Source organism: Nonomuraea sp. NPDC049400 (genome assembly GCF_044466425.1).
Taxonomy (GTDB): Bacteria; Actinomycetota; Actinomycetes; order Streptosporangiales; family Streptosporangiaceae; genus Nonomuraea.
In genome coordinates this window covers 122,540-139,654 of the sequence record NZ_JBITMP010000012.1, presented here as the reverse complement: position 1 = coordinate 139,654, position 17,115 = coordinate 122,540, and the positions used below count along the sequence as shown (strand labels likewise).

Below are 17,115 nucleotides of genomic sequence, written 5' to 3'. Positions count from 1 at the left end.
GAGCCTCGCCGGGGCGTTTCGGCACCCCTGGTCGCAAGCGGAAGGGGTACCACGGGTGGGGCTCTCAGCGGTGACCGTGCTCGGCGTCGACCGGCCCGGCGTGATCGCCGCAGTCACCGGTTCGCTCGCCGACTGCGGAGCGAACATCCAGGACTCGACGATGACGTTGCTCGGCGGCCATGTGGCGATGATGCTGCTGGTGTCGGGCGATCTGGACTCCGCCGAGCTCCTCAAACGCCTGTGCGCACCCGACCTCGTGGTGACCGCCTCCGCCATCGAGGCCCAGCGCCACTTCTGCGAGGAGGGAGGCGGCCTCGGTTATGTGCTGACCGTGCACGGGCCCGACCGGCCGGGGATCATCTCGGCCATCAGCGCGGTGCTGGCCGCGGACGGGGGCAACATCACCGGGATGAGCACCAGGCTCACCGGCCGCCTGTACGTGCTGATCGCCGACGTCGAGCTGCCGAAGGAGGTGGACGTGGCGGCGCTCATGCGCAGGCTGGCGGCCGTCGGCACCAGTCTGGACTCAGAGATCACCTTCCGCCCGGTCGAACCGGATCTGCTGTGAACGGGTGGGTCGGCTCGCGCTGGGCGGTGGCCGGAGCTCGCGCGGGGACCCCGCGCGAGGTGCTCGGCGCCCCCCACCCCCTCCTGTCCGCCACGGCGGAGCCGGTCGATCCGACCGACCCCGAGATCGTGGCCGCCGCCGCCGACCTTCTCGCCACTCTGCGCCAGGAGACCTCCACGACCGGCCTGGCGGCCCCTCAGATCGGCCTGAGCTGGCGCCTGATCGCCTTTGACACCCGGCTCCACCCCAGAAGCCGTTCGTGGGCCGGAGAGCTCGTCCTGGCCAATCCACGGCTCGCCAGCGCCTCACACTGGGACCCCGGGCGGGAGGGGTGCGCGTCCATCCCAGGGCTCACCGCAGATGTCCTCCGCGCCAGCCGTATCACCGTGCATGGGCATTTGCCAGGCACGGGCGAGCCCGTCACCATCGAAGCGGACGCCCTCGAAGCCCGCTGCATTCAGCACCAACTGGACCATCTGGACGGCCTACTCTTCTTGGACAGAGTGCCTGGAGCGCTATCCCTTCACCGCAGACTTCACAGTTGTGACTCTTGATGCGAAGTTGTGCTCCTCGGAAGTATGGTCTGTTTCGTATGATTGCGGCGCCCCCGTAGCCCAATGGCAGAGGCAAACCCCTTAAAAGGGTTGACGTGCGGGTTCGAATCCCGCCGGGGGCACTTGCCGTCTTCTTCGCCTTTGGGTCTCTGACCTGGAGGTTTACCGCGATCGTCGGACGGCCTTTGCTGCGGCCGATATCGAGTTGTTACGCAGCCGGGCGCTCAGCGGCCGCAACGCCCCTAGTGGCAGGGGATGCCGGTCTTGGCGAGGTGCCGGTCGAGCCGCTCCTGGAGGGGGCGAGTAAGCTAGCTGGGCGTCGTTTGCTTTTCACCTCTGACCATATTGACAAGGCGCGGTTTTTCTGCATCTTCCGGCTTCTCTGGGACGTTTCTTTCTGTGAATGCTCGGCTACAACCTTACTGCCGGTCTTTTCGCGCGGACGGACAGTAAAAGGCGCTTGCGGCGGCCTCGCCCGCCCGGTGCCCGCCGGCGGAGGCTGGATGATCTTGAAATAGCCCCGATGACCTTGGGAACTCGGCGGCGGGCCCGTTCGTTGAGATCGCTGCCGAAGTCCCGAATGAACATCGATCTGATACGCCAGTTGACCAAGGTGCCGCTGCGCCCCGTAGGCTCGGCGTCACAGGAGGCAGCGATGGAGAGCAAGAACCCCGTTTTCAGCCGGTCGCGGCAGCAGGCCGCGGGCTGGGCTGGGCCGACACCGTCACCCAGCCAGTTGCAGAACATGTACGACGCTCCGTCGTACGCTCAGCCCACCCGGCCCGCATACCGCACCATGACGCTCGACGACGTCGTCGTGCGCGGATTCCTCACCCTGGGGACGCTCGTCGTGGCAGCGGCCGCGGCGTGGGTCCTCAACGTCCCGCCCATGGTCGCCATCGGCGCCGCCGTGGTCGCGATGATCCTGGGGCTGATCGCCTCGTTCACGCAGAGCACCAACCCGGCGCTCATCCTGGCGTACGCCGCCTTCGAGGGCGTGTTCCTCGGCAAGATCAGCTCCGTCTTCGAGGGCCTCGTCAGCGGCATCGTGCTGCAGGCCGTGCTCGGCACGGCGTTCGCGTTCGGCGCGGTGCTGACGGTCTACTCGTTGCGGATCATCCGCGTCACGCCCAAGCTCGTGAAGTTCGGCCTCGCCGCCGGCATCGCGGCGCTCGGGCTGCTGCTGGTCAACATGCTCGTCGGCCTGTTCGCCGAGGGCGGCCTCGGCCTGCGCACCGACAGCCCGATCGGCTGGGCGTTCAGCATCGTCATGATCCTGATCGGCTGCTTCTTCCTGCTGCTCGACTTCGACTCGATCGAGCAGGGCGTCAAGCAGGGCGCGCCGGACAAGTTCGCCTGGCAGTGCGCGTTCGGCCTGACGCTGAGCCTGGTCTGGATCTACCTCGAGGTGCTCCGTTTCGTCAGCTATTTCACCAGTAGCGACTGATCGTTAACCTCTGCTTCACCATCGAGGGCCTCGCCGTTTCGGCGGGGCCCTCGCCGTATGCGACCGAAAATCTACTTGCCGTCACAAAATGATGCCTGGTTGGGGGGTTGCCATTCGGACGTTGGTGTTGCAGTGTCGAGCCAAGGACCGTTATCCGCGGAGGTGCCCATGTCCTTGAACCACTCACCGGAGACGCAGACCAAGCTCATCGCCAGAGTCCCGGCCATAACGGGACGCGAACTCCCAGAGTGGTTCCAAGCCATCGACAACGGCCCAGCCTTCCTGAGGTGCGACGAACGGGCCAATTGGCTCGCCGACGAGCACGGGCTGTCCCACGGCTATGCCGCCGCGATCGTGCACGAGCACGAGCGGCACCGCCGTAACCGCATGGGCTTCATCTAAGCCCATCCAACCCCGCGCCCGTGCCCGAAGCGCGGGCGCGTCATCATGGCTGGATGGATCTCGACAAGGCACTCGCCTTCCTCCGCGCCAACCACCAGGCCATCCTTCTCACCAGGCATCGCGACGGGCGCCCGCAGATGTCTCCGGTGACCGCCGGGGTGGCGGGTGACCAGATCGTCATCAGCACCCGGGAGACGGCCGTCAAGGTGCGCAACGTCCGCCGCGACCCGAACGTCTCGCTCTGCGTCTTCACCAACGCCTTCTACGGCGACTGGATCCAGGTGGACGGCACGGCCGACCTCCTCTCGCTGCCGGACGCCATGGAGGGCCTGGTGTCGTACTATCGCGACATCTCAGGCGAGCACCCGGACTGGGACGACTACCGCGCCGCCATGATCCGCGAACGTCGCGTCCTGCTCCGCATCACCCCGGCCCACGCCGGTCCGGACTTCCGCGGCTGACTCCACCCGGAGCCCGCACGGCGCCGGCGCGAGACGTACAGCGCCTGCGCCGTGACGGACGGAGGGTCGAAACTCAGCTCAGCCGCTCAAGGATCATCGCCATGCCCTGGCCGCCGCCGACGCACATCGTCTCGAGCCCGATGGACTTGTCATGGTGCTGCAGGCTGTTGATCAGCGTGGAGGTGATGCGCGCCCCCGTCATCCCGAACGGGTGCCCCACGGCGATGGCCCCGCCGTTCACGTTGAGCCGCTCCAGCGGGATCCCCAGATCCCGATAAGACGGGATCACCTGTGCCGCGAAGGCCTCGTTGATCTCCACGAGGTCGATGTCCTCGATCGCCATCCCCGCCCGCGAGAGCGCCTGCTTGGAGGCCTCCACCGGCCCCAGCCCCATGATCTCCGGGGACAGCCCCGTGACGCCGGTCGAGACGATCCGGGCCAGCGGCGTGATCCCCAGCTCGGCGGCCTTCACGTCGCTCATCACGACGACAGCCGCCGCCCCGTCGTTCAGCGGGCAGCAGTTGCCGGCGGTCACGGTCCCGTCGGGCCGGAAGACCGGCTGGAGGTCGGCGACCTTCTCGTACGTCGTCCCCGCCCGCGGCCCGTCGTCCTTCTCCACCACCGTTCCGTCGGGCAGCGTCACCGGCGTGATGTCCTTCGCCCAGAACCCGTCGGCCAGCGCCTTCTCCGCCAGGTTTTGGGAGCGCACCCCGAACTCGTCCTGGTCCCGCCGCGTGACCCCCTTGAGCTGGGCGAGGTTCTCGGCGGTCTGCCCCATCGCGATGTAGATGTCGGGCACATCGCCGTCCTCGCGCGGGTCGTGCCACACCCTCCCGCCCTCGCCGAAGGCCTTGGTGCGCGCCACGGCCTCCGTGAAGATCGGGTTCTGTGTGTCGGGCAGCGAGTCGGAGTTCCCCTTGGTGAACCGGGACACCATCTCCACCCCCGCCGACACGAACACGTCGCCCTCGCCCGCCTTGATCGCGTGGAAGGCCATCCGCGTGGTCTGCAGCGACGAGGAGCAGTACCGCGTCACGGTCGTGCCGGGCACGTTGTCCAGCCCGAGCATCACCGACACGACCCGGGCCATGTTGAACCCCTGCTCGCCCCCGGGCAGCCCGCACCCCAGCATGATGTCGTCGATGGACGAGGGATCGAGCTGGGGCACCTTGGCCAGCGCCGCCTGGATCATCTGCACGGTCAGGTCGTCGGGGCGGATCTCCTTGAGCGAGCCCTTGAAGGCCCGGCCGATCGGGGAACGCGCGGTAGCGACGATGACTGCCTCGGGCATGGCCCCTCCTTTGTCGGTGCTACAGATAGAACTATATTCGGTCCTATCCGTACATACCCGGAGCGGTCGCGGTTTGGTCGTTGACGGCGTGGATCGCCCCCTTCTCGTCGCGCCACAGCCGCCACCCGTCCTGGCTGCCCGTGAACCACGGGGGCGGCACGACGTCGCCCTGGACCCGCTTGCCGGTGGCGAGGTCGTACTCGCAGAGGGCGGCCGTCGAGTAGAAGCCCGGCGCCTGCCCCCGCAGCGGCAGCGGCTTGGGATCGGTGACGCAGAAGGACCAGCCGCGCTGCTCCTCGACCGGCACGGGCTTGCCCGAGGCCAGGTCGAACGCCGAGCCCTTGGCGTTGTGCTTGAGGAAGCCCAGCTTGTCCATCCGGTCGGGGAAGGCCAGCCACCAGCCGGAGCCGGGGACGTCGGTCGCGGTGATCTGCCCGAGCACCCGGCCACTCTCCGATTCCAGCCGGGCGAAGCCGCCGTAGGCCCCCTGGCGGTCGACGGGGCGCACGACGGGCGCGTAGCCGGGGTTGCCGCTGGGGTAGACGCGCACGACGGAGGGGCGCATCCAGCTGATCGTCCCGTCACCGATCTTGACGGAGAAGAGGCCGAAGGTGGAGACCTTCTTGGTCTGCGGGTTGGTGTAGGGGGCGACGTAGCCGACCAGGTTGTCACCCGTCGCGCCGAACGCCCATCCGCCCGACATGTCGATGCCCGGGCCGAGCGCCTGCTCGATCGGCTGCTGCCACTGGAGCTTGCCGGTCTTGAGCTCGTACGACTCGATCATGGGGTTGGCGGCCAGCCTGAGCAGCAGGACCCGCGCCGGGTCCGACCACTCCACCTCTGAGATCCCCGGCAGCTTCCACAGGAGCTTGCCCGTGGCCGGGTCGAGCACCACCGTGCGGGCCTTGGCCAGAGCGGTGTGCTCGGACACGCAGACGTACGGACCGCAGCGCTGCGGTCCGAACGTCGAGTGCATCGGCCTGGTCCACTTCTGCGCCCCGGAACGGGCGTCACGGGCGACGAGCGTGGCGTTCCAGCGGCCGCTCTTGGCCGGGTCGAGCGCGACGACCACTCCTTGCCCCTGGGCCGTCTCCACGATCGCGGGGGTCGAGACGCCCATGCCGGGCAGGCGGCCCGCCATCGTGGCCGGGTGCGCCCACAGCCGCTTGCCGTCGCGGAGGCCGACGGCGACGGTCTCGAGTGTGCCGTCGGACTTCATGGAGGTGGTGGCGACCACCCCGCCCGCCACCGCCATCCGGCTGACGACGTTGACCTGGGTGTTCTGCCAGGTCGGGAAGTTCGTGGTGGTGGCCGCGTCGCTGCCGGAGCAGGCGGCCGCGGCGAGGGTTCCTACGAGGGCTCCTGCGAGGGCGATGGACGGTTTCCAGGGGGGCCGCTGCACGGGCAATCCACTCCAAAGAGGACGAGGAGTGGCGACTCCGGCGCGCAGAGTAACCGGCACCGGGCGTGTCCCGCCTGGCCTGAGCGTCGGACGTCAGGCGTCGTCGAGCGTCTCGTCGAGCCTGGACGTCAGACGCCGGGCGTCGTTGAACGTCACGCCGAGCCGCCGGCGGAGCAACGTCGCCCACTTCCCGTGCAGGCCCGTCGCCCGCCCGTCGACCCGGGTCGCGGTGACCTCGGTGCCGGGCTCCTCCGCGGCCGTAGCCGCCGCGAGGTAGATCGGTTGCAGTGCTTCGCCACGTGCGGGCCGCGGCTCAGGCCACAGCCCCAACGCAGCGCACACCGACGGTAGCACTGCGTTAGCGGCCTGCGCGTAACCTCGGGCAGATGGATGGAAACGATCCGGTCCGAACATTTCTGTCGGATTTGTAGCGAACTCTGGCCCCAGGACGTCCGCGAACGCCACCGTACGGCCGCCCGCGTCGACCACCGCCACCGTCTGCGCCGCCGCGAGCTGGCGGCTCCAGCGCCGCGTCACCCAGCGCAGCGGCTGCGCGATCGGCCGCACCGTGCCGAGATCGGGACAGGTGCCCACGACCACCTCGACCCCCGCGTCACGCAGCCGCCGCACCGCCTTGGTCAGATGGCGTACGGCGATCGCCGGCGGCGTCTGCGTGATGATGTCGTTGGCCCCCACGAAGATCACCGCCACGTCGGGCTCCATGGCCAGGGCCTTGTCCACCTGCTCGCCCAGCTCGGACGACGGCGCGCCCGACTTGCCGGCGACGAGCAGGTGCACCGGACGCTCCGCCACCGAGGCCAGGCCGTTGGCGAGCAGCACACCCGGGGTGTCGCTGTGTTCCGTCATGCCGAGCCCGACGGAGGTGGAATCGCCGAGCATGGCCATCTTGAGTGGTTCGCCGGGGAAGTCGCCGTACGTCCCGTCGGACGGCGGCCCGTCGAGCCCGTGCGGGCGCCCGATGGCCTTGCGCGCGAGCAGCCCTTCGGCGATCAGCAGACCGTATGCCGTGGCGCCGAGAGCGGTCAGCCCGCCACCACCGAGCGCCGCCGCGGCGGCGATCTTGCGTGCCGCACGCGCCATACCAGCTGGCCAGACCACGGTACGTGTCCTCCTAGTCGGACTCGGCGGTAGCGTTTGCTTGAAAACTAGTCGAGGGCCTGCCACCCCCAATGGATCTCGGCCACAGACAAGCTGACCAAGCTTCGGCAAAGAAGGTGAACACCTCGGTGCGCGTTTACGATTCCCTGGTCGATCTGATCGGGAACACTCCGCTCGTCCGGCTGCACAAAGTCAATGCGGGGTTGCCCGCCCAGGTGCTGGCCAAGGTCGAGTATCTCAATCCGGGAGGCTCGGTCAAGGACCGCATCGCGGTACGGATGATCGAGGCCGCGGAGGCGTCGGGCGCGCTGCGTCCCGGCGGCGTGATCGTCGAGCCGACTTCCGGCAACACCGGCGTGGGGCTGGCGATCGTGGCTCAGCAGAAGGGGTACCGGTGCCTGTTCGTGGTGCCGGACAAGGTGGCCCAGGACAAGATCTCGGTGCTGCGGGCGTACGGGGCGGAGGTCGTGGTCTGCCCGACCGCGGTCTCGCCCGATCACCCTGACTCGTACTACTCGGTGTCCGACCGGCTGGCCCGCGAGGTGCCGAACGCCTGGAAGCCCGACCAGTACTCCAACGTCAACAACCCCGACTCCCACTACCACTCGACGGGTCCGGAGATCTGGGAGCAGACCGAGGGCCGGATCACCCACTTCGTCGCGGGCATCGGCACCGGCGGCACGATCAGCGGCACCGGCCGCTACCTCAAGGAGATCTCCGGCGGGCGGGTGAAGATCATCGGGGCCGACCCCGAGGGCTCGGTCTACTCGGGCGGCACCGGCCGGCCGTACCTCGTGGAAGGGGTCGGCGAGGACATCTGGCCGGCCACGTACGACACCAAGATCTGCGACGAGATCATCGCGGTGTCCGACAAGGAGTCGTTCAACATGACCCGCCGGCTGGCCCGCGAGGAGGGGCTCCTGGTCGGCGGCTCGTGCGGGATGGCGGTCGTGGCGGCGCTGCGCGTGGCGGCCACGGCGGCGCCCGACGACGTGATCGTCGTGCTGCTGCCGGACGGCGGCCGCGGCTACCTGTCGAAGATCTTCAACGACGACTGGATGGCCGACTACGGCTTCCTGACCACGTCCTCCGAAGAGGGGCTGGTCGGCGACGTGCTGTCCAGGAAGGGGCCGGGGCTGCCGGAGTTCGTGCACGCGCATCCGCACGAGTCCGTCAAGACCGCCATCTCGATCATGCGCGAATACTCGGTCTCCCAGCTCCCGGTGATGAAGGAGGAGCCGCCGGTCATGGCGGCCGAGGTGGTCGGCTCCATCGTCGAGCGCGACCTCCTCGAAGCCCTCTATCACGGCAGGCTCTCCTCCGACGACCCGATCGCCGATCACATGTCAGCGCCGCTACCCATGATCGGCAGTGGTGAACCTGTGTCCCGTGCGGTTGAAGCGCTGGAGAAGGCCGATGCGGCGGTCGTGCTTGAGGACGGCAAGCCGTCGGGCCTGATCACCAGGCAGGACCTGCTCGCCTTCCTGGCCAACCACTAGGGCTTTCTGCTCGACTCGATCACGGTGCCGAGGCCCTCGTGGCCGTGCCCCTCGGCGTCGGCGCGCTCGAACAGCGCTTTGAGCGCGCCCGGCACCGTGGTCTCCAGCCCGGCCTCAGCCAGCGCCTCGTGCCGCCAGGGCCGCTGCCTGCGAGCTAGGGGAGGGGGAACTCGGCGACCACCTCCCAGGCGCCCTGCGGGGAGGGGCCCGCGTGGAGCCGGCCGCCCAGCGCCTCGACCCGTTCGGCCATCCCCACCAGCCCGAACCCGCCGCCGAGGCGGGAGACCCGCGGATCTGACGCGGCCCCGAAGTTCCGCACCCGCAGCACCACCGCCTTCTCGTGGCGCCGCAGATCCGCTTCGACCCAGGCGGCGCGGGAGGCGTGCTTGCGCACGTTCGTGAGCGCCTCCTGGAGCACCCGGTGCAGGGTGGTCATGACCTCCGGCGGCAGCGTGCGATCGTCCAGCCCCTGCCCGATCTCGAACGCCACCTGCGGCCCGTCAGCGGAGAACCGGTCGGTCAGCATCCGCAGGTCGGCCAGCGTGACGCCGGGCTTGCGGGCCGCGTCGTCCTCGGTACGCAGCACCGTGACCATGCGCCGCATCGAGGTCAGCGCCTCCGAACCGGCCGCGGCGATGGCGTCGAGCGCGGGCGTGACCGCCTCCGGGCTCGTCTCGGCGACCGTTCGCGCGGCCTGGGCCTGGACCACGATGCCCGTGATGTAGTGGGCGACCAGGTCGTGCAGTTCCCTGGCCAGCTCGAGCCGTTCCGCCCGCCGTACCGAGTGGACGGCCTCCACGCGGCGCTCCTGCTGGAAGCGGAGGTAGCCGCCGACGCCCGTCGCCGTCGACCACCCTGCGAACAGCAGGAACGAGAACACCAACCCCGCGTTGTGGTACTGGCGCCCGACGGCCTCGGCCATCAGCACGATCAGCCCCACGCACGCGAGCAGCGCCGCCCGCCGGACCGGCTCCACGTGCCGCAGCACGCCGATGATCAGGATGAGCAGAGACCCGGTCTCCGCCATGCCGGGCGCGGCCACGAGCCCGCTGCTCCCGAGCACGACCGACGTGCAGAGAGACAGGGCCAGCAGGGCGCTGAACCCTTCGACCCGGCGCTTGCGCCGCAGCGCCACGGCCGCGATGCCGCACGCGCCGCAGAAGGGCACGAGCCACTGGAAGCTCCCGATGCCGACGGCCAGTACGAGGTCGATCAGCAGCATCATGCCCAGCCAGCCGATCATCGCGATCTCGCTGAGCCGCCGGATCCAGTACACGATGCGCTTGGTCTCCCCCACGGCCCCGAGCCTAGGCCGGAAGTCGTACATGTCGTATCAACCGTTCGGCCGAGCCGGGCCGCCAGAGACCAATCCTTCAGCGGAGGCGGAAGCCGGGGGACGTACCCGATGCTGGGATATGTCGGAAGGGGACAGGAAATGGTGGCTATCGGGTTCGTGTTGCTGGGCGTCGGGCTGCTGGTCGGGGTGCTGCTCGCGCTGGCCGACCCAGTTCTGCTCTCCCGCATCAACGGGGAGGCCGCGGAGGGCGGCAGCGGCCGGTTCGTCGAGGCGGACATCGTACGGCTCGAGCGCCGCCAGGACCGCAACGAGCCGCAGGCGGCCTGAGGACCTGGCTCGCGCGGGCATGGTGCGCGAGCCATCGCGGGGCCGTTGGGGGACGGCGTCCCGCGAGCGGCCCGCGATCCGGAGGGGACGGATCGCGGGCCGACTTCCATTAACGTGGCCTCTATGAGCAACGGTTTTGAGACGCTGGCCATCCACGCAGGTCAAGAGCCCGACCCGGTGACGGGTGCGGTCGTTCCGCCTATCTACGCGACGTCCACCTACAAGCAGGACGGTGTGGGGGGCCTGCGTTCCGGATATGAGTACAGCCGCTCGGCCAACCCCACCAGGACGGCGCTGGAAGAGGCGCTGGCGGCGGTGGAGGGCGGCGTGCGCGGGCTGGCGTTCGCCTCGGGGCTGGCCGCCGAGGACACCCTGCTGCGCACGGTGTGCAAGCCGCAGGACCACGTCATCATCCCCAACGACGCGTACGGCGGGACGTACCGGCTGTTCGCCAAGGTCCACCAGCGCTGGGACCTGCACTACGACCCGGTCCCGCTGCACGACCTCGACGCCGTGGCGGCGGCGATGACCCAGAAGACGAAGGTCGTCTGGGTCGAGACCCCCACCAACCCGCTGCTCGGCATCGCCGACATCGCCGCGCTGGCGCAGCTGGCCCACGACAACGGCTCGCTGCTGGTGGTCGACAACACCTTCGCGTCGCCGTACCTCCAGCAGCCACTGCTGCTGGGGGCGGATGTCGTCGTCCACTCGACCACCAAATACGTGGGCGGGCACTCCGACGTGGTCGGCGGCGCGCTGATCACCGTCGATCGCGGGCTGGGGGAGGAGCTGGCCTACCACCAGAACGCGATGGGCGCGGTGGCCGGGCCCTTCGACGCGTGGCTGACGCTGCGCGGGCTCAAGACGCTCGGCGTACGCATGGATCGCCACTGCGACAACGCCGAGCGCGTCGTCGACCTGCTGCTGGCCCACCCCCGGGTGACCCAGGTGCTCTACCCGGGGCTGGCCGAGCACGCGGGGCACGAGGTGGCGGCCAAGCAGATGAGGCGGTTCGGGGGCATGGTGTCGTTCCGCGTCGCCGGTGGCGAGGCGGAGGCCGTGGAGGTGTGCAACCGGGCGAAGATCTTCACGCTGGGCGAGTCGCTGGGCGGAGTGGAGTCGCTGATCGAGCATCCGGGCAGGATGACGCACGCCTCGGCGGCCGGGTCGCCGCTGGAGGTGCCCAGCGACCTGGTGCGGCTGTCCGTCGGCATCGAGACCATCGACGACCTGCTCGCGGACCTCACGCAGGCGCTCGGGTAAGCGTCTGAAGGCCCTCAGCCGGTCGGGACCACCATCAGGAAGAGGATCACCAGCCAGATCACGGACAGGAGCCCGCTGATCGCGGCGATCCGCCCGTTCTGCACCTTCGCGTCGTCCTCGGCGCTCTCGCTCGAGAGCGCCCGGACGGCGGTACGCAGGTCGCGGTCGATGATGACGAGCAGCACCGCGGCCACGATGAACAGCGTCATCGAGGCTGTCATGTACCACTTGCCGAGCAGCCCTTGGCCCATGACCGCGCCGAGCGCCAGCCCGAACACGAACACGCCCAGGGTGCCGAGACTGTAGATCCTCGTCAGGCGCTGGATGAACTGCAGCGCGGACACGTTCTTGTTGCGGATGACGCGCGGCGCGGCCATCGTCGCGGCGGTGACCGGGCCGATGGTGAAGATCGCGAATCCGATGTGCAGCCAGAGAAGCAGGGACGACATGCCGCAGAGACTAGTCGCCGGTGATCTCGCTGGGGGACTCGACACCCTCTTTGCTCTTCTCGGAGCACCGCATGATCAGCTCTGTGGTCGCGACGGCGACGACCATCAGGACGATGAGGAGAACCGTGGCTATCATGAGGCACCCCTCCTTACCCGTGTCGGACTTAAATATCGTCCGTAATGACTAGACGTCCGTGCAACGGAATAAGTTCGCCCCGGGTATGGTTGCTACCTGTCTTTTTCTTCTTACCGTTAGGGCACAAGGGGGTGCCGTCCGTGGCCATCAGGCACGTCGAGCCGTACACCGACGAGTGGCTGCAGCAGCCGACCAGCTATGTGCGGCAGGTCATCGACGTTCTCGGACCTGAGGTGGCGGACTGGTGGGAGGGGCCCTGCGATCCGCGCGACGCCACTCTCCGGCTCGCCGACGGCACCGCGCTGGTGTGGGACGAGGAGAGCGGCTGGCGCCTGGGCACGTTCGTCTCGGGCGGCCGCGGCGCCCACACCGAGCTGAACGGCATCCGTTACCTGGGCCACGGTCTCCTGCCCAAGCCGGAACGCGTACCGACGGCCCTCAGCGACGCGAGGGCCGGAGTCGGCGCCAGCTCCGCCTGGCGGCCCTGCTACCGCTCCCACCGCAACTGCCGCGACGGCTTCGACGTGGCCCTCGCCTTCTACACCCGCCTCATCGACGCCTAGCGCCACCTCGCGAGCCTGGACCTCCGGGAGAGGCCCAGGCCCTGGCGACTCAGCAGCCGTCGGTCACGTAGCAGCCCTTCACGTACCACTTGCCGCTGTAGTAGGCGCCGCTCGTGGCCTTGCTCGTGCTGCCCTTGTAGACCAGGCTGCCCGGCACGTACGAGCAGGACGAGGTGGAACAGAAGTAGCCGTAGACCCGGAAGTAGGTCTCCAGCCCGCTGGTGCACTTGACGCTCACGGAGTGGTCGGTGCTCCCGGTCTTGGAGCAGCCGCTGATCGCGGCGGCGGGGGAGGCGGTGCCGCCGATGAGGGCGGCGGCCCCGAGAGCGATGCCGGCAACGCTGGAAAGGATCTTTTTCGTCACGGACGTTCATGATCGCGTGTCAGGGCCGATCTTGACAAGTGGTTTCTCGGCGCCGCGTCACTTCCGGAAGTAGGCGCGAGCCGTCGGGAGCAGGAGCAGGACGATGACGGCCAGCGAGGCCAGCATGGTGAAGGCGAGGCGGCCGTTGGACACGGCGAGCAGCCACGCCGGGTAGACGCGCCCGCCGGCATCGAAGATCGCCTGCACGTCCGCGGTCTCACCGAGGATCGCCTGGAAATCCCGCACCCGCGACACTTGGGTGGCGAGGATGAAGACGTCCAGGGCGAGGAAGATCGGTTGAACGATCAGGGTCAGGATCCGGCCGATGCGCTTCCCCGCGAGGTTCAGCCACGCCAGGATCGCGGCGATCGCCGTGGTGGCCAAGGGCAGCACCAGCGCATAGCCGCCCTCGTCGAGCTGGATGCCGTTCTCGGCCAGGATGGAGGGGGACAGGCCTTGCCGGACGAGTTCGGCCTCGATCGCGGCCTTGACTTCGGCGCCGTAGACGAGGCCCGCCACGGGGGCGATCAGGAAGGCCAGCGCGAACAGCAGCTGCAGGACGGCGGCGACGGTGACGGTGCGGGGACGGGTCTGGGACTTGGTGTTCTCCATGTGGCAGACGATCGCGCCCCCCGCTGATACGGCAGTCACACGGCGCTGAGACGGCTCCTCCGAGGGGTCATTTCAGGCCGGTCAGGCGGCACAGTGCGGCGAAGCCGTCGTCGGTGCCGGGCCAGTGGCGGCGTACCGGGTCGATCCCGGCACGTCGTACGACCGAGCGCAGCACCGCGGTGACGATGATGGCGTCGTCGGCGTAACCGAGGAGCGGGATGAAGTCGGGCACCAGGTCGATGGGGATGGCCAGGTAGGCCAGCAGCAGACCGAGCCGTACGCGGACACCACGGGGCAGGGCGGGGTCGGCGGCCAGGCGGCGGACCAGGCGCAGCACGTCGGGGAGCAGCCGGAGCGCTTCACGCAGCATGCCGCCGCGCGGCCGTACGACCACCAGCGCCGCGATCAGCGCAGCCCAGACGGCGAGGAGCGCGACCGCCAGCCCGATCAGCAGGTCCCATCCCCACCAGCCGGTCATGCCCGCCCGCTCTCACGTGCTCCCGTGACTGGGGTCAGGAGCAACCGTCCGTCGGCGGACAGCGTGTCGGGGGCCTCCGCTGCGAGGGCTGCCTGCTCGAACGCGGTCAGGTCCGCGGCGGGGTCCGTCACGCCGTCATGTTATAGCCGTGACATCGGGCTCTGACCTCGTGGGTCGGGTACGGACGACCGCTTGGCATGCCGTGTCAGCGACAGCCCGAAGCCGGGCAAACTGCCACTGCACATCGACGTCCATCCGGCCGATCGCGATCAGGAGGCCGGGCATCGGTGCCAGGCCCGCCGAGATGGGGCAGACCGGGCAGGAGTCGTGGCACATGCTGACCGATCCAGAGGGCAACCTGCACCTGCGATTGCACGGCTGACCGGCGACGGCCCTGTTTCAGTGGGCCGGCGGCAGGAGCTAGGGCGCCGGGGCGTGGAGCACCAGCATGATGTGCTCGTCCTCGCCGTGGCGCACCGTCCCCGACCGCTGGAAACCGTGCTTCTCCAGGAGCCGGACGGACGCGGTGTTTCCCTCGAAGGGGTCGGCGTAGAGGGGGCGGGCCTTCTCCTGCCGCAGGAAGAGCTCCAGGGCGCGGGTGCCGATGCCGCGGCCCCAGAACCGGCGGCCGAACCAGTAGCCGATGAAGCGTCTGTCTCCTTCCCACCAGGCCATGATGTTTCCGGCCAGATCGCCGTCCACCGTGACGGCCTGCACGAACACGGTGAGGTCGCCGAGGATCTGGGTGGTCCAGTGGCGGAGGAACGCCTCCCGGGGCCGGGGACGGAACTTCGATCTCCGGACCGCCTCCGGATCGTGCTCCAGCTCCAGGAACACCTCCAGGTCGGCCTCCACCACGTCTCGGATCAGCACGTCATCGCTCATGCCGAGCAAGACTGCCAAAGGCCGCCGACAATTCAGCGGGCGCGGCGGAGACGGAGGAAGTCGCTGACCACGTACTCGCCCAGACGCTCGGCGCTCGGCGAGAAGACGCGGCCCCCGTTCCTGCGGGCCACCTCGTCCACGAACTCCTTCAGCCGGTCGTCCGCCGCCAGCATGAAGACGTTGAGCGTGGCCCGGCGGCGGGTCATCTTGTCGACCTCGGCCAGCGTGAGCTCGAGGGTCTCGTGCGAGGGCGGCCACTCGAACGCCGACCTGCCGTTGCGCATGAGGTGGGCCGTGGGCTCGCCGTCCGTGACCACCAGCACCACCGGCTCGAAGTCGGGGTGGCGGTCGAGGTGGCGGCCGGCGATCAGGAGGGCGTGGTGCAGGTTGGTGCCCTGGACCATGTCCCAGTCGAGGCCCGCCAGCTCGTCCGGCTGCAGGACCCTGGCGTAGTTGGAGAAGCCGATGATCTGGACGGCGTCCTGCGGGAACTTGGACGCCACCAGGGCCTGGAGCGCCAGGGCCGTCTGCTTGGCGGCGGCCCAGGTGCCGCGCAGGGCCATCGAGTACGACAGGTCCACCAGGAGGCAGACGGCGGCGGCGGAGCGGCGCTCGGTCTCGGCGACCTCGAAGTCGTCCACCGACAACCGCAGGGCCGTACCCCCGCTGCCCTTGGGGGTGACGCCGCCGCTGCGTACGCCGTTCACCAGCGTGCGGACCACGTCGATGGGCTGCTCGTCGCCGAAGCGCCACGGCCGGGACGAGCCTGTGAGCTCTCCGGCCGAGCCCGCGTCGTGCTGGTCGTGGTCGCCGCGGCGGCCCGCGTCGAGGGAGGCGAACACGCGGCGCAGCGCCGTCTCGCCCAGCCGCCGGACCGCCTTGGGGGTGAGCTCGAGCTTGCCGCGGCGGCGCAGGAGGTAGCCCTGCTGCTCCAGCTCGCGTTCGATGCGCTTGAGCGCCTCCAGGTCGTCCACGGCCGAGCGGCCGAGCGCGCGGCGTACGGCGGCCTCGTCGATGTCGTCCAGCCGCGCGCCCGGGTAGTCCTGGCGCAGAGCGGTCTCCAGCTGGGTGAGGTCGGCCAGCTCCTCAAGGGCCGTGACGGCGTCGCCCATGGCCAGGGGCTCTTCGCCGGTGAGGCGCTCGGGGGCGTTCCAGGCGAGGTCGGGGCGGCGGGCGTAGAGGGCCTCGCCGAGCCGGCGCATCTCGTCGGAGAGCCCGGCCTGGTCGAGGGTCTGGTTGATCAGGTTGGCGAGCTCCTCCCGCTGGCGTGGGGTCATCGAGGCAAGCATGCGCTGCGTGGCGGCGGCGCGGCGGGCCAGGATGTCGACGAGCTCCTCCAGGTTGCGCGGCTTCTCGGGGAACAAGTCGCCGTATTTCCCCATGAAGGCGTCAAAATCCGCCTGCGTGTGCTGGCCGCGGGCGTCTTTGTCCAGCATGTCGTTCAAGTCCGACATCATCTGCCGGACGCGTTCCATCGCCTCGGGGTCCGGGTTGGCGAGGGCGTCCCGCAGGCCCCTGAACTGGCTGTCCAGGACCTCCCGCCGCAGCAGGTCCCGCAACTCCTCGAACGTCTGGCGCGCCGCCGACGAGCGCCAGTCGTACGTGCTCAGCTCCTGGATCGCGCTCGCCGTGTCATCGGGCAGCGCGTCGAGCCCTGCCTCCCGCAGCCGCGCGTCGTCGGACGGGTCGGGGAACAACTCGGCCCGCTCCTGCCCGATGGCCTTGTCGAGCAGCGCCCGCGCCTTTTCGAGGGTGCCGTCGAGCCGCCCGCGCTCGCGCAGGTCGCGCCGGCGCCTGCGTACCTCCCTGAGCATGTCGTCGAGCCCGCGGCGGTCCTGCGTGCCGGGGAGCCCGCGCTTGAGCAGGTCGCGCAGGGCGTGGACCGGCGTCGAGCCGGAGAGGATCGCGTCGCCCATCTCGTCGAGGGCCGCCCGCACGTCATAGGGCGGGGCGAGGGGGTCGGGGCCGTCGTGGTACTCGCCATAGCGAAAGGCCATC

General features: G+C 69.5%; 21 protein-coding genes, 1 tRNA gene and 1 pseudogene. 11 read left to right on the top strand and 12 right to left on the bottom strand.

Translation table 11 applies throughout. From position 1 onward, the window contains the following. Positions 1-55 precede the first annotated feature (55 nt). The 6 genes from ACIBVN_RS20835 (at position 56) to ACIBVN_RS20810 (ending at position 3,432) form a co-directional block, all read left to right on the top strand. Positions 56-568, top strand: a complete 513-nt coding sequence (locus tag ACIBVN_RS20835; protein ID WP_349448391.1) for an ACT domain-containing protein — start codon at positions 56-58, stop codon at positions 566-568. After that, on the top strand, positions 565-1,122 hold the full coding sequence (locus ACIBVN_RS20830; RefSeq protein ID WP_397138648.1) for a peptide deformylase: 558 nt from the start codon (positions 565-567) through the stop codon (positions 1,120-1,122). Before ACIBVN_RS20835 ends, ACIBVN_RS20830 begins: the two co-directional genes overlap by 4 nt. 49 nt (positions 1,123-1,171) lie before the next feature. Continuing rightward, positions 1,172-1,244, top strand: a tRNA-Leu gene (locus ACIBVN_RS20825). Between the two features lie 533 nt (positions 1,245-1,777). Continuing rightward, on the top strand, positions 1,778-2,569 hold the full coding sequence (locus tag ACIBVN_RS20820; protein WP_397138646.1) for a Bax inhibitor-1/YccA family protein: 792 nt from the start codon (positions 1,778-1,780) through the stop codon (positions 2,567-2,569). A 168-nt stretch (positions 2,570-2,737) separates the two neighbouring features. Continuing rightward, positions 2,738-2,971, top strand: a complete 234-nt coding sequence (locus ACIBVN_RS20815; protein ID WP_393209868.1) for a DUF4287 domain-containing protein — start codon at positions 2,738-2,740, stop codon at positions 2,969-2,971. Between the two features lie 53 nt (positions 2,972-3,024). After that, on the top strand, positions 3,025-3,432 hold the full coding sequence (locus tag ACIBVN_RS20810; RefSeq protein ID WP_397138644.1) for a PPOX class F420-dependent oxidoreductase: 408 nt from the start codon (positions 3,025-3,027) through the stop codon (positions 3,430-3,432). A 73-nt stretch (positions 3,433-3,505) separates the two neighbouring features. Here the strand turns inward: ACIBVN_RS20810 and ACIBVN_RS20805 are convergent, their stop codons facing one another. The 3 genes from ACIBVN_RS20805 to ACIBVN_RS20795 form a co-directional block, all read right to left on the bottom strand. Beyond that, positions 3,506-4,723: an acetyl-CoA C-acetyltransferase gene (locus tag ACIBVN_RS20805; protein WP_397138642.1), complete on the bottom strand. Its 1,218-nt coding sequence runs from the start codon at positions 4,721-4,723 to the stop codon at positions 3,506-3,508. 43 nt (positions 4,724-4,766) lie between these two features. Continuing rightward, entirely contained in the window at positions 4,767-6,125 is a 1,359-nt protein-coding gene (locus ACIBVN_RS20800) for a PQQ-binding-like beta-propeller repeat protein (RefSeq protein WP_397138641.1), read from the bottom strand. A gap of 93 nt (positions 6,126-6,218) precedes the next feature. Beyond that, positions 6,219-7,226 carry an SGNH/GDSL hydrolase family protein gene (locus tag ACIBVN_RS20795; protein ID WP_397138639.1) on the bottom strand — a complete coding sequence of 336 codons (1,008 nt, stop codon included), beginning with the start codon at positions 7,224-7,226 and terminating at the stop codon, positions 6,219-6,221. Between the two features lie 146 nt (positions 7,227-7,372). On the opposite strand from ACIBVN_RS20795, the gene ACIBVN_RS20790 reads away from it, so the two are divergent. Continuing rightward, positions 7,373-8,743, top strand: a complete 1,371-nt coding sequence (locus ACIBVN_RS20790) for a cystathionine beta-synthase (RefSeq protein WP_397138637.1) — start codon at positions 7,373-7,375, stop codon at positions 8,741-8,743. A 154-nt stretch (positions 8,744-8,897) separates the two neighbouring features. On the opposite strand, the gene ACIBVN_RS20785 is transcribed toward ACIBVN_RS20790, so the two are convergent. Then, complete coding sequence (locus tag ACIBVN_RS20785; protein ID WP_397138635.1) at positions 8,898-10,040, bottom strand: sensor histidine kinase; 1,143 nt, start codon at positions 10,038-10,040, stop codon at positions 8,898-8,900. A gap of 138 nt (positions 10,041-10,178) precedes the next feature. Between ACIBVN_RS20785 and ACIBVN_RS20780 the strand changes: the two genes are divergently transcribed. Together ACIBVN_RS20780 and ACIBVN_RS20775 are read left to right on the top strand one after the other, a co-directional pair. After that, complete coding sequence (locus ACIBVN_RS20780) at positions 10,179-10,367, top strand: hypothetical protein (RefSeq protein WP_397138633.1); 189 nt, start codon at positions 10,179-10,181, stop codon at positions 10,365-10,367. Between the two features lie 123 nt (positions 10,368-10,490). After that, positions 10,491-11,630 carry a cystathionine gamma-synthase gene (locus ACIBVN_RS20775; protein ID WP_397138632.1) on the top strand — a complete coding sequence of 380 codons (1,140 nt, stop codon included), beginning with the start codon at positions 10,491-10,493 and terminating at the stop codon, positions 11,628-11,630. A 14-nt stretch (positions 11,631-11,644) separates the two neighbouring features. Here ACIBVN_RS20775 and ACIBVN_RS20770 read toward each other — a convergent pair whose 3' ends face one another. Continuing rightward, on the bottom strand, positions 11,645-12,079 hold the full coding sequence (locus ACIBVN_RS20770) for a hypothetical protein (RefSeq protein ID WP_397138630.1): 435 nt from the start codon (positions 12,077-12,079) through the stop codon (positions 11,645-11,647). Positions 12,080-12,089: 10 nt separating this feature from the next. Then, positions 12,090-12,215, bottom strand: coding sequence for a hypothetical protein (locus tag ACIBVN_RS20765; protein ID WP_397138628.1), 126 nt, complete (start codon positions 12,213-12,215; stop codon positions 12,090-12,092). Positions 12,216-12,355: 140 nt separating this feature from the next. Here ACIBVN_RS20765 and ACIBVN_RS20760 point away from each other — a divergent pair, with 140 nt between their 5' ends. Beyond that, positions 12,356-12,778 (top strand): DUF6292 family protein, encoded by a 423-nt coding sequence (locus ACIBVN_RS20760; RefSeq protein ID WP_397138626.1) that lies wholly within the window; start codon positions 12,356-12,358, stop codon positions 12,776-12,778. Between the two features lie 49 nt (positions 12,779-12,827). Here the strand turns inward: ACIBVN_RS20760 and ACIBVN_RS20755 are convergent, their stop codons facing one another. The 4 genes from ACIBVN_RS20755 to ACIBVN_RS20740 all read right to left on the bottom strand — a co-directional run bounded on the left by ACIBVN_RS20755 (position 12,828) and on the right by ACIBVN_RS20740 (position 14,363). Next, positions 12,828-13,142 (bottom strand): hypothetical protein, encoded by a 315-nt coding sequence (locus ACIBVN_RS20755; RefSeq protein WP_397138624.1) that lies wholly within the window; start codon positions 13,140-13,142, stop codon positions 12,828-12,830. 57 nt (positions 13,143-13,199) lie between these two features. After that, positions 13,200-13,754 carry a hypothetical protein gene (locus tag ACIBVN_RS20750; protein WP_397138622.1) on the bottom strand — a complete coding sequence of 185 codons (555 nt, stop codon included), beginning with the start codon at positions 13,752-13,754 and terminating at the stop codon, positions 13,200-13,202. A gap of 67 nt (positions 13,755-13,821) precedes the next feature. Further along, positions 13,822-14,232: a YkvA family protein gene (locus tag ACIBVN_RS20745; protein ID WP_397138620.1), complete on the bottom strand. Its 411-nt coding sequence runs from the start codon at positions 14,230-14,232 to the stop codon at positions 13,822-13,824. Then, entirely contained in the window at positions 14,229-14,363 is a 135-nt protein-coding gene (locus tag ACIBVN_RS20740; RefSeq protein WP_397138618.1) for a hypothetical protein, read from the bottom strand. The genes ACIBVN_RS20745 and ACIBVN_RS20740 overlap by 4 nt, the downstream gene beginning before the upstream one ends. Before the next feature lie 79 nt (positions 14,364-14,442). Between ACIBVN_RS20740 and ACIBVN_RS20735 the strand changes: the two are divergent. Then, a pseudogene (locus ACIBVN_RS20735) lies at positions 14,443-14,614 on the top strand (VOC family protein); the annotation flags it as partial. A gap of 38 nt (positions 14,615-14,652) precedes the next feature. On the opposite strand, the gene ACIBVN_RS20730 reads toward ACIBVN_RS20735, so the two are convergent. Both ACIBVN_RS20730 and ACIBVN_RS20725 read right to left on the bottom strand, forming a co-directional pair. Then, the gene (locus ACIBVN_RS20730) at positions 14,653-15,117 is read right to left on the bottom strand and encodes a GNAT family N-acetyltransferase (protein ID WP_397138616.1); all 465 of its coding nucleotides are present in this window, start codon (positions 15,115-15,117) and stop codon (positions 14,653-14,655) included. Positions 15,118-15,149: 32 nt separating this feature from the next. Continuing rightward, positions 15,150-17,114: a VWA domain-containing protein gene (locus ACIBVN_RS20725; protein WP_397138614.1), complete on the bottom strand. Its 1,965-nt coding sequence runs from the start codon at positions 17,112-17,114 to the stop codon at positions 15,150-15,152. Between the last annotated feature and the right edge of the window lies 1 nt (position 17,115).